This window comes from Pantoea sp. paga, assembly GCF_007558755.1.
Classification (GTDB): Bacteria; Pseudomonadota; Gammaproteobacteria; order Enterobacterales; family Enterobacteriaceae; genus Pantoea; species Pantoea agglomerans.
Map to the genome: position 1 here is coordinate 1 of NZ_VLTF01000025.1, position 1,712 is coordinate 1,712.

Below are 1,712 nucleotides of genomic sequence, written 5' to 3' on the forward strand. Positions count from 1 at the left end.
ACGAGATGCGCCTGGTGAGCAGAGTCTTTGAAATGTAAGACACCATCACCGGAAAGAGGCCCATCCATTCTTATATTTGCAACAGTGCCGCGTCGGTTCACCTTTGCTCGGATCAATCCATTCAGGCTTGTCGATGTGCTTGAGGTCGGAAGGCGACAGGTCGAATTGCCAGCAGTCATTGCTGTGCTCAGCCTGAAACCGAACGGCAGGCGGTTGCCGCAATAATCGCGACTGATCCAGTCGCCACAGAGACAAGTAGCGGTTGATCGTAGGGCGACTCAGCAGCCCCTGGGCGGTTTCCACTCCGTAGTCTTCCAGCAGCTCAATGGCGCGACCGGTGGAAAGATGCCGACCTTGCTTATTCGTCGTGCGCAGCTTCAACGCCGCAATCAGCTCGCAGTAGCGTTCCAGCTCGGCTTGCTGCAATACGCGCGGCTTACCGTGATCGGCACGGTGGGCCGCATGGGGTTTATGGATAAGGTTCAACGCCCGGTACACGGTGCTGGAAGACACTCCGTATAACTCTGCTATCGTGGCCACCTGGGCAGCTCGCTCCGGGCTTTTCTTCGGCAAATGGCCAAGCCGCGTCAGCGAATCGTCAGGGATGGCGCTATGCCGCCTGCTGCGCACTGCGCTTGCCCATCAGGCGGCAAATATCTGCCACGGTGTGTTTTCGCTCGTGGTAGAGGCTCAATGCCAGCTCTTGCTTGGCGGGGTCGAGCCGTTTCTTACGGCCGCCCTTGCGCCCGCGTGCTCGTGCTGCTGACAATCCCGCTTGTGTGCGCTCACGAATCAAGTTGCGTTCGAACTCGGCCAGGGCACCGAACAGGTGAAATATCAAACGTCCACCACTCGAAGCGGTGTCGATGCGTTCTTGCAAGCTGCGCAAACCGACGCTAGCGACGTCTAGCTGCTCGACCAACCGGATCAAATCCTTCAGCGAGCGACCAAGACGATCCAAGCGCCAAATCACTACAGTATCGCCTCGGCGTAGCGTGGTCAGCAAGGCAGTCAAACCTACTCGCTCGGCTTTGGCACCGCTAGCCGTGTCTTCGAACACGCGCTCACAGCCTGCTTTCTCCAACGCATCGCGCTGCAGATCGAGTAGTTGGTCGTCGGTTGAGACGCGGGCATATCCAATCAGCATGGTTTCGTCCAGATACTCAATGAAAATTCAGTGTAGCCGGATATTGAAAATTGGAAGCTGTTACTGGATGCAGATAATGCAGCGTCCCGAGCGGACGATCTCATCTCGACCTGATGTCCAACAAACCTACGTTTGATAGACATTTTGACTCGAGCAAGATGTGGTTCGCATATCCGGCGGATCAAATCCGCAGATGTTCTAACCCGGAGCGAGCTGCACTTGACCCTGGTGATGAAACCGAAACGGCGTTGCTTGCCACACAGCAGGTTCATCTATCCAGGAGGTCGACTCAATGCATCGTCCTATCACCGCAGCCTATACCACCTCACGTCTCATCCTAGATCAGTCAAAACAGATATCACGCACCCCATCGGAAAGTAGAGTGCAATCAGCACTTCCTCAGCAAACAAGTATGAGCAGCCCAGTTCTGGAGCGGTCGAAAAGTGCGCCAACGTTATTGACTGCGGCACAGCGCACGATGCTTGCACAAGTGGGCGCATGCAACGCTCATCTGACCTCAGACGAAAACATGGCCATCAATGAACTGAGATTACACAAGCCCCGG

The 1,712-nt window shown here is 55.7% G+C and carries 1 protein-coding gene and 2 pseudogenes; 1 reads left to right on the top strand and 2 read right to left on the bottom strand.

Annotation, left to right across the window (positions count from 1 at the left end):
• Positions 1 to 90: 90 nt before the first annotated feature.
• Together FOV68_RS23785 and FOV68_RS23790 are read right to left on the bottom strand one after the other, a co-directional pair.
• Positions 91 to 606, bottom strand: a pseudogene (locus FOV68_RS23785) (IS481 family transposase); the annotation flags it as partial.
• A 4-nt stretch (positions 607 to 610) separates the two neighbouring features.
• Positions 611 to 1,147: a recombinase family protein gene (locus FOV68_RS23790; protein ID WP_143991728.1), complete on the bottom strand. Its 537-nt coding sequence runs from the start codon at positions 1,145 to 1,147 to the stop codon at positions 611 to 613.
• 292 nt (positions 1,148 to 1,439) lie between these two features.
• On the opposite strand from FOV68_RS23790, the pseudogene FOV68_RS24210 reads away from it, so the two are divergent.
• Positions 1,440 to 1,712, top strand: a pseudogene (locus FOV68_RS24210) (hypothetical protein); the annotation flags it as partial.

Coding starts and splice junctions, on each gene's coding strand:
- FOV68_RS23790 (WP_143991728.1), bottom strand. CDS start 1,147: ATGCTGATTGGATATGCCCGCGTCTCAACCGACGACCAACTACTCGAT.